This is a genomic window from Bradyrhizobium sp. 23, assembly GCF_023073295.1.
Lineage (GTDB): Bacteria > Pseudomonadota > Alphaproteobacteria > Rhizobiales > Xanthobacteraceae > Bradyrhizobium > Bradyrhizobium canariense_D.
Map to the genome: position 1 here is coordinate 322,334 of NZ_JADPJF010000070.1, position 8,640 is coordinate 330,973.

Genomic DNA, 8,640 nt, shown 5'->3' on the forward strand with positions numbered 1-8,640 from the left:
CAAGCCACATCAGCGCCACCGAGTCGGGCCCGCCGGAGACCGCGAGCAGCAGTCCCTGCGCGCCTTTCAGGCCTGCGAAGAGGCGCTTGGCCTCACGCGCCGAGATCGGTGAATTGTCCTCTGACATGACACTGCAATCGTCCGCGGATGGACACTGTTTAGCGCAGCGCCATCCGTCTTGTCAGGATCAATCGCCGCGCCTCAGCACTTCACCCGCTTCTGCTCGCGGTCGACCGCAGCTTTGACGCCGGCGGAAGCGCGCGGATATTTGCGCCCGACTTCACCGAAGGCGGCACACGCCGCCTCCTTCTCCTTCAGCGCCGCCAGCGACTGGCCGAGCCGCAGCAGGGCATCCGGTGCCTTGGCGGATTTGTCGTATTTCGTGGTGACGGCGAGGAAGGCTTCCGCGGAGTCGCGATATTGCTGGCGCTGGAAATAGCTCTCGCCGAGCCAGTATTGCGCGTCACCGAGCAGCGGGTCGCTCGGATATTTCTGCGAGAAATTCTTCATGGTCTGCTCGGCCAGCGCGTAGTCCTTGCGCTGCATGTAGCCGATTCCGAGGTCGAATTCGTCGCGCGGCGTTGCCGAGGGCGGCAGGGTCGCAAGGCCCGTGCCGCCTGATGGCGCGGGAGAGCCGGATGAGACCGGCGGATAGCCGGGCTGCGCAGCCTGAGGCCCGACCGCCTGCGGATAGCGGGGGCCGCTGTTGGCGAGATCAAGCGGTTCGCCGGCGCCACGGCCGCCGGGCGCGCCGCTCGGGGCACCTGCAGGCATCGGTTGCTGCCCGCCGCCGAGCGCGCGCGGCGCACCCGGCGCATTCGGACTCTGGTTCGGGTCGAAGGCATCGCCGCGGCGGCGCGTGCCCGGCGCGCCGGGCGCAGGCTGCTCCTGAACGATCGGTGCCGGAGAGGCGATCTGCGGCTGCTCGTAATTCGGCTGGGCCGCTTGCTGGTGCGGCGGCTGCTGGCGATAGGCCGGCGCGGCTTGTGCGGGCGGCATGGCCGCGACATTGGGCTGGACCGGCGTCTGGCCGGGCGAAGCTTGCGCGCCGCCCTCGAGCGCTCTTAGCCGCTCTTCGAGCTGGCGGTTGCGATATTGCAGCTCTTCGTTCTGACCGGTGAGCTGGCGCAGCTGGTTCTCCAGCCGCTCGATCCGCATCTCGGGATCTGCATCGTCCGATTGTGCGAGGGCGGGCGAGCACAACGAAAGCAGCGCGGCGATCGCCACGGTGCCGGTGAAGACCTTAAATCTGGATGACATCTTGCCCTGACGACGAAAGCGAAATGGCCTGCGACCGAACATTCGACGCGCCACACATTGAAGGGGAGTACGCCAAAACTGTGACTGTAACAAACGGGTTTCTGTCACAGATCGCTGAAACGAAACCGGCGCCCGAGAGGGCGCCGGCATAATCGCTATCTGAAGATGAACGGCGCCTGACCGATCGTCAGGAGCTCGCGTTCAGCACGGTGACGGCGCGGCGGTTCTGCGACCAGCAGGAGATGTCGTTGCAAACGGCCACCGGCCGCTCCTTGCCGTACGAGATCGTGCGCATGCGGTTCGGATCGATGCCGCGCGAGGCGAGGAACGAACGCACCGATTGGGCGCGGCGAGCGCCGAGCGCGATGTTGTATTCGCGGGTGCCGCGTTCGTCGGCATGACCTTCGACGGTGAAGCTGTAGCGCGGATAGCTCTGGAGCCACTGCGCCTGCTTCTCCAGGGTCACGATCGCCTGCGGGGTCAGATCGGTCTGGTCGCTTTCGAAGAACACGCGGTCGCCGACATTGACGACGAAGTCTTGCTGGCTGCCCGGCGTCGCCGCGTTGGCCATCGCATCCGTGGCAGAGTTCTTGTTGGCGCAGGCACCCATCGACAACGCGACGGCAAGCACCGCGGCCAGCTTCAATCCCTGGAGGATGCGCATAGGATGTTTCATTCCGGAGCCTCCACGCTCACGTTTCGTCCACTGCTGTCCGGTCTACAGGGGGTTGGTTAAGCGAACGTTCCGTCAACCTTGATGGAACCTTGCCACAGCCGGTCAAATGCCCCCAACCAGCGAAAAGCAACCGTCATGGTTAATGGGTTGTAAATGTGGCGCGACGGTGAAGGCAAGCCGCAACGACCGGCAAAAACCGCGGCCTTTGCTGGAATTTTAGGCTCGTCGCGTGGGGCCTAGCGGGCAGAACCCGTTGCCGAGACGGCTACGTCCGGGGGCCGCTGCGTGGCCAGCGACACCGGGCGCGCGGCAGCCTGGCGGGGGCTGCTGCGTTGAAACAGCATGCGCCGCTCAAACGCGCTGGAGCGCATGATCGGAAAGCGCGTCAGGACCTTTTCCCGCTGGTTCCGGAAATCGGACGCCATCAGCACGGCCTTCTTGGTGGGCCAGCCCGGAAACCCGCGTGGCTCCGGTGAAATGGTCTCGTGCAGGAAGATGCGACGATAAAACGCCTGGTGGTCGGTCCGGATCATGGCCAGCCCGGTATCGGCGTTGAAATGATCGCAGGCCACAAAGGCCAGCCGCACCGTCAGATAGGGCAGCTCCGGAAAACGCTGGTGCTTTTCGGGATCGGCAACAAACCGGCATGGATCGATGAGAACTTCGCCGCGGTCGAGGCGGGGATGCAGCACGTCGCCAAACACTTCGGTCGTGTAGGACATCCGCCAGTCCGACGTCAGGACGTGAATGCGAACGGAGCTGCAGAGCTCTCCATCGACATAGACCCCGAAATTCCAGGTGTTGGGCGCATCGTCGAAGCGATCGGTTACGCGCCGCGACTCCGACGGCTCGATCAGACCGGCGTGCAGATAGGCCCGGTACCGCATCAAATAGAGGTTGTCTCGGTCCTCGGGAGTTTCGATCAGGCGGTAATCGATGCGGTCAAACAGAGCGGCTCCCCGCGGAAGGAGCACCGTTTGCGGTTCAGCTCCAGACGTCATCCAGTACCCCTACACTCCAAAGCAACTTCTGCGAGTGTGAGGAGATTAATGGTTCATTAACGGAATTGCAAAGGCTTAGAAACGTTAGGGTTAACCTTTGCAGCCCGCAAAAACACGGGCGAACGAGAGCTAAATGCGTTGAAGGAGCGAGGCGGAGAAAGATCAGGCGATCGATCGCGAGGACACCATGACGATGTGGTCCTCAGCCCCGCGGCGGCCATGCGAGGCATTGAGCAATTGGCGAATCCGGACTGCCGGCACCGGCCGGCTGAACAGATAGCCCTGCCCTTCGGTCACGGTGCCGTCGGCGCTGATCAACTCGAGCTGATCATTGGTCTCGATGCCCTCGACCACGACCGCCATGCCGAGATCGGCCGACAGCCGCGCTACGCCGCGCAGCAGCGTCAGCGGCCGGTCGGCATCGATGCCCTCGAGGAAGGAGCGGTCGATCTTCACCTTCTGCATCGGGAAATTGTGCAGGTAGCTGAGGCTCGAATAGCCGGTGCCGAAATCATCCAGCGAAATGCGCACGCCGATCGCATGCAATTGCGACAGGATGTCGTGCGTGAGCTGGGTGTTGCGCAACAGGGAGGATTCGGTGATCTCGATCTCCAGCCGATGCGCCGGGAGCCCCGAAACCTCGAGCGCGTAGCGGATTTCGCTCAAGACGTCGCGCTGGTGGAATTGCTGCGGCGAGAAGTTGACGGCGACGCTGACGCCCTCCGGCCATTTCATGCATTCCATGCAAGCGCGGCGCAGGATCCAGCGGCCGAGATCGACGATCAGCCCCATGTCCTCGGCGACCGGGATGATGTCGATCGGCGAGACCGTGCCGCGCACCGGATGATTCCAGCGCAGCAGCGCCTCGCACGTCGTGATCTTGCCGGATTTCAGATTGACCAGCGGCTGATAGAACAGCTCGAACTCCTCGTTGGCGAGCGCCTTGCGCAGATCGAGCTCGAGGATGCGGCGCGCCTCGACGGTCGCCGCCATCTCGTCGCGGAAGAAGCAGAAGGTGCCGCGGCCGTCGGCCTTGGCCCGGTACAGCGCCATGTCGGCATTCTTGAGCAGCGTGTCTGCGCTGATGCCCTCCGGCAAGGTCAATGCGATGCCGACGCTGGCGCCGATCTCGACCAGATGATTGTCGATGCGGTAACGCTCGCTCAGCCGTTCGACGATCCGGCGCGCCAGCGCAGCGGCGTCCTCGGGCGAGGAGATGTTCTCCTGGAACACGACGAATTCGTCACCGCCGAAGCGGGCGACGAAATCCTCGGGGCGCAGCATCTCGCGCAGACGGTTGGCGACCGCGCACAGGAGCTGGTCGCCGCAGGGATGGCCGAGCGTGTCGTTGACCTGCTTGAACTGGTCGAGGTCGACGAACAGCAGCGCGGACAGGCGCTCGGCGCCGTGCGAGATCGCCAGCAGCCTTTCGATCTCATCGCGGAAATGAACGCGGTTGGGCAGCGCGGTGAGGTCGTCGTAGCGCGCCAGATGCGTGATCTTGGCCTCGGCGCTACGTCGCTCGGTAATGTCCTCGAGCAGCACCACCGCGCCACCGTCAGCCATCGGCTGGACAGTCCAGGACAACGACCGGTTTCGCTGCGTATCGGGATCGGCGGTGATGATCTCCTTGGCTTGCGAACTCTCGATGTCCGCGACGATTCGCTCGCCGCTCCCAGCGGAGATGGATCCCGCGCTCACGCACGCCGCGACGATGTCACGCGCGTTGACCCCGCGCTGCGCGAGACCTTCCGGCAGATTCATCATTGCGCCGAAGCGGTGGTTCATGACCGCCAGCTGTCCGTCGACGCGGAACATGCAGAGGCCGTGCGGCATGTTGTTCAGAGCCGTATCGAACTGGCCGGCGAGCGCGGCTTCACGCTCACGTGCCACGACCGCTCCCATGAAGATTCGATGCAGATTCACCGAGAGCTGCATGATCGCCATCAGGAACGCGGCGCTGACCAGCGCCATCGCGATGTAGTAGGGTGTTCCACGCAGCGCCAAGGCAAGCACGGCCGGGCCGAAGATCAGCACGGCCTGGAGGTGGAAGATCGCAGGCCGGCCATATGCCCTGCCCGCGCCGCCTGCCGCGATTCCGGTCGTGACGGACAAGGCGATCATGTGGGCCACGGCGTCGTCCGTGGCCAACAGGGTGGTGGCGCACCAGATGCCGATCGCAGCCGCCTGGATCTTTGCTCCGATCTGATAGCGCTTCTGCCAGCGTGCGGCCGCCTCGACGGTCATGACCGCGTGACGTGCCTGATAGAGGCGCAGGTCGATCGCCCGCGCGGTCCCGGCCAGGATCAGAAGTGCGACGCACGCCCAGATCAGCGGCTCGCCCGTCCTCAGCGCGGTGAGGGCCGCACCAATCGACACGAAAATGAGTCCCGCCAGCAACGGGCCAGGCGCTTCGAACAGCGAATCGATTTGCGCCGCCGAAGTTTTCGGCGGCCGCTGTTCCGGCTCTCCGCTCTGACTTGCAAACTGCATCTGGTGTTTACGCGCGTCCTGTCTGGAGCGCAGTTTTACCGATCCGGTATGAAGTCTTTCTGAGGGAACATCGTTAAAGTCGAGTTGTTTTGAATGACCAATAGTCGGAATACATCAATAGAAACAAACCCATGGGAAAAGTTTGCCTAGTGCAACCTTAAAGAACAATTATCGCGGGGAAACATCTCGCCAAGTTTTCGGAAAAGGCGCGCGGTCAAATCATCGCGCGCCGGGGGCGGCGGCTAGCCCGATGTCGAGGACAAGAGCGGCGACCATGCCGGGTCGGAGGCGAAGCCCGGCGTCGGCACTTTCAGCTCGTTGCGCCCCGAGATGTCGACGGAGAACAGCGACGGCCCGCCGCTGCCGCCCGGATCGCGGAAGAACATCAGCACGCGGCCGTTCGGCGAGAAGGTCGGACCTTCGTTATGATAGCCGGAGGTGAGAAGCCGTTCGCCGGAGCCGTCCGGCTTCATCACGCCGATCGAAAACTGCCCGCCACCTTGCCTGGTGAAGGCGATGTAATCGCCCCGCGGCGACCACACCGGCGTCGAATAGGTGGCGTTGTTGTCGTCCTTGGAGAAAGAGATGCGCTGCGCCGCTCCGCCGCCCGCGGCCATGACATAGATCTGCGATCTGCCGCCGCGATCGGACTCGAAGCAGATGCGGGTGCCGTCCGGGGAGTAGGAAGGCGAGGTGTCGATCGCGGGCGTGTCGGTGAGGCGCGTGGTCGAGCGCGAGCGCAGATCCATCACGAACAGGTTGGAATTGCCGCCCTGCTGCAGACTCATGATGACGCGCTGGCCGTCCGGCGAGAACCTCGGCGCAAAGGTCATGCCGGGGAAGTTGCCGACGATCTCGCGCTGGCCGGTCTCGATGTTGAACAGGTAGACCTTCGGATCGCCCTGGCCAAATTCCATGTAGGTGATCTCTTGCGAGTTCGGCGAGAAGCGCGGCGTCAGCACGAGGTCGGAGCCGCGGGTCAGATAGCGCACATTGGCGCCGTCCTGGTCCATCATCGCGAGCCGCTTGACGCGGCGCTCTTTCGGCCCGGTCTCGTCAACGAACACCACGCGGCTGTCGAAATAGCCCTTCTCGCCGGTCAGCTTCTCATAGATCTGGTCGGAGATGATGTGGGCGATGCGACGCCAATATTCCGGCGAGGTGAAATATTGTTGGCCGGCGAGCTGCTGGCCCGTGACGACGTCCCACAAGCGGAATTCAGCCTTGAGGCGGCCGTCCGGCTGCCGCGTCATGCGGCCGGTGACGAGGGCCTGCGCGTTCAGGGTCTTCCAGTTCTCGAACTGCGGCGCGACGTCGATGTTGCTGATGCGCTCGATGAAGGCGGCCTGGTCGACCGGCGCAAACAGGCCCGAGCGCTTCAGATTGTTGGTGATGACCTGGGTGACGCCGTTGCCGACGTCACCGTCGGCCGGCGAGCCCGGCACAAAATTGGTGATCGCAATCGGAATCGGCCGAAACTCGGTGGGATCGATGCGGAGCCGTCCCTGCGGCTGCTGGGCCAAGGCTTGTCCGCCCCCCAGCATCGCGAGCGTCGATCCGGTCAGGGTCATGAAGCGGCGGCGGTTCATCGATCGAACGTCATTCATCGCAAAATTCTTTTGTTCGGATGTCACAACATGTCTTTCAGGCCGAAAGTCATCGGAATGAGCTTCCAGCTCTCGTATTGCTGCTTCGGCATGAACGAATAGACCTGACACTGCACGATGGCGCGTCTGGCACTCTCCGCCACCGCCTGTGCGATCGATCGCGACGGTCCCCTCACCGCGACGACGATCGGCTCGGACGCGAGCGATCCGTCGATCTTCATGGGAATGTCGATGTCGGCTTCGTATTGATCCGCATCCTGGCCGTTATAGGTCGGCGTGAAGCAGCGCTTCACCGCCCCCTGGAACGCGCCCCGCCAGGTCGCAATGTTGTTGGCGGCCGTTCCGGTCGTCGATCCCAGCGAGGCCGACGCATTCAGCGTCGAGCCGGCGAGTTCGTGCCGGGTCGCGGCGCGCTTGTCGAGATCGCGCTGGATCTGCGCGGGATCGAAGCTGCGCTCCTTGGGCTTCGGCAGCTGCTGTTGCGGCTGCACCGCCGCGACCTTTTGCTCCGGCGGCTTGGGCGGCGGCTTCTTGGTTTCGAGCTTTTTCTGCAGCTCGGCGATCGGATCTTCCTTGGCCGGGTCAGGCTTTTTTTCCGGCGGCTTCGGTTCTTCCTTGGGCTTCGCCTCAGCGACGGGCTTGGGCGGCTCGGGCTTCTTCTCGACCGGCTTCTCCACGGGTTTTGGCGGCGGCTCCGGCGTCGAGTTGGTCTTGATCAGCTCTTTCTTCTCGGTGACCTTGCCGACAGCGTCTTCCTCGGGCTTGGCTTCCGCGATCTTCTCGACCTTCGGCTTCGGCTCTTTCTTGTCGCCGGTCTTCTGCCCCGACATCATCTGCGCGAGTTGATCGGTGGAGATGATGTCGATCGGCAGCGACTCTTCCGCCGGCACAAAAGCCCTGCTGCTAAAGGTGACGAGCCCCCATCCCAGCACGAGGACGTGGAGGGCAATCGACGCAACGAGTGTCTTGTCGACCTTCACCTTCACGGTTTACCCCTGATCCGCTTCCGTGACGAGCGCCAGCTTCTTGAAGCCTGCGCCGGACAACTGGCCCATGACCTTGGCCACCGTCCCGTAATCCGCCTTCTTGTCGGCACGCAAATAGATGCGTTCCTCGAGCCCGCCGCGCGCGTCCGTGATCGCCTTCAGCTTGGGGATCAGTTCGTTGATCGCGATCTCGGCGTCGTTGATGAACACCTTGCCCTTGATGTCCACCGACATCTGGATCGGCTTCTGGTCGTTGTTTTCGAGGCTCTTGGCCTGGGTCTGCGGCAGGTCGAGCGGCACGCCGACCGTCAACATCGGCGCCGAGACCATGAAGATGATGAGCAGCACCAGCATCACGTCCACCATCGGCGTGACGTTGATTTCGGCCACGACCGGCTTGCGCCGGCCACGGCGCCCACCGCCTCCGGACGAACTCGCAACGTTCATGCCCATGGTCTGGTGCCCAAATTGCCCTTCACACTATACATGCCGTCCGTCAGCCCCGCTCGTCGATCTGGCGCGACAGGATGGCTGAAAATTCATCGGCGAAGCCTTCGAGCCGCTGGGCCTGCCGGTTCACCTCGGAGGTGAACTTATTGTAGAAAATAGTGGCAGGA

At 63.5% G+C, this 8,640-nt stretch carries 7 protein-coding genes and 2 pseudogenes; all 9 read right to left on the reverse strand.

Going from position 1 to position 8,640, the window contains the following annotated elements:
• A pseudogene (locus tag IVB32_RS19430) lies at window positions 1-127 on the reverse strand (tRNA(Ile)-lysidine synthetase); the annotation flags it as partial.
• 74 nt (window positions 128-201) lie between these two features.
• Entirely contained in the window at window positions 202-1,260 is a 1,059-nt protein-coding gene (ybgF, locus tag IVB32_RS19435) for a tol-pal system protein YbgF (RefSeq protein WP_018453795.1), read from the reverse strand.
• Window positions 1,261-1,447: 187 nt separating this feature from the next.
• Window positions 1,448-1,936, reverse strand: a complete 489-nt coding sequence (gene pal, locus IVB32_RS19440) for a peptidoglycan-associated lipoprotein Pal (protein WP_026232595.1) — start codon at window positions 1,934-1,936, stop codon at window positions 1,448-1,450.
• 236 nt (window positions 1,937-2,172) lie between these two features.
• The gene (locus tag IVB32_RS19445) at window positions 2,173-2,937 is read right to left on the reverse strand and encodes a hypothetical protein (protein ID WP_026232594.1); all 765 of its coding nucleotides are present in this window, start codon (window positions 2,935-2,937) and stop codon (window positions 2,173-2,175) included.
• Between the two features lie 162 nt (window positions 2,938-3,099).
• Window positions 3,100-5,430, reverse strand: coding sequence for an EAL domain-containing protein (locus IVB32_RS19450; protein ID WP_018453792.1), 2,331 nt, complete (start codon window positions 5,428-5,430; stop codon window positions 3,100-3,102).
• A gap of 242 nt (window positions 5,431-5,672) precedes the next feature.
• Window positions 5,673-7,019, reverse strand: a complete 1,347-nt coding sequence (gene tolB, locus IVB32_RS19455) for a Tol-Pal system beta propeller repeat protein TolB (protein WP_026232593.1) — start codon at window positions 7,017-7,019, stop codon at window positions 5,673-5,675.
• A 41-nt stretch (window positions 7,020-7,060) separates the two neighbouring features.
• Window positions 7,061-8,023 (reverse strand): hypothetical protein, encoded by a 963-nt coding sequence (locus IVB32_RS19460; protein WP_018453790.1) that lies wholly within the window; start codon window positions 8,021-8,023, stop codon window positions 7,061-7,063.
• Between the two features lie 3 nt (window positions 8,024-8,026).
• Entirely contained in the window at window positions 8,027-8,476 is a 450-nt protein-coding gene (gene tolR / locus IVB32_RS19465; protein WP_018453789.1) for a protein TolR, read from the reverse strand.
• A gap of 43 nt (window positions 8,477-8,519) precedes the next feature.
• Window positions 8,520-8,640, reverse strand: a pseudogene (locus IVB32_RS19470) (MotA/TolQ/ExbB proton channel family protein); the annotation flags it as partial.

What these genes read in the sequence shown, in the direction of transcription:
- ybgF (WP_018453795.1), bottom strand. Translation starts at nt 1,260, where the DNA reads ATGTCATCCAGATTTAAGGTCTTCACCGGCACCGTGGCGATCGCCGCG.
- pal (WP_026232595.1), bottom strand. Translation starts at nt 1,936, where the DNA reads ATGAAACATCCTATGCGCATCCTCCAGGGATTGAAGCTGGCCGCGGTG.
- IVB32_RS19445 (WP_026232594.1), bottom strand. Translation starts at nt 2,937, where the DNA reads ATGACGTCTGGAGCTGAACCGCAAACGGTGCTCCTTCCGCGGGGAGCC.
- IVB32_RS19450 (WP_018453792.1), bottom strand. Translation starts at nt 5,430, where the DNA reads ATGCAGTTTGCAAGTCAGAGCGGAGAGCCGGAACAGCGGCCGCCGAAA.
- tolB (WP_026232593.1), bottom strand. Translation starts at nt 7,019, where the DNA reads ATGAACCGCCGCCGCTTCATGACCCTGACCGGATCGACGCTCGCGATG.
- tolR (WP_018453789.1), bottom strand. Translation starts at nt 8,476, where the DNA reads ATGGGCATGAACGTTGCGAGTTCGTCCGGAGGCGGTGGGCGCCGTGGC.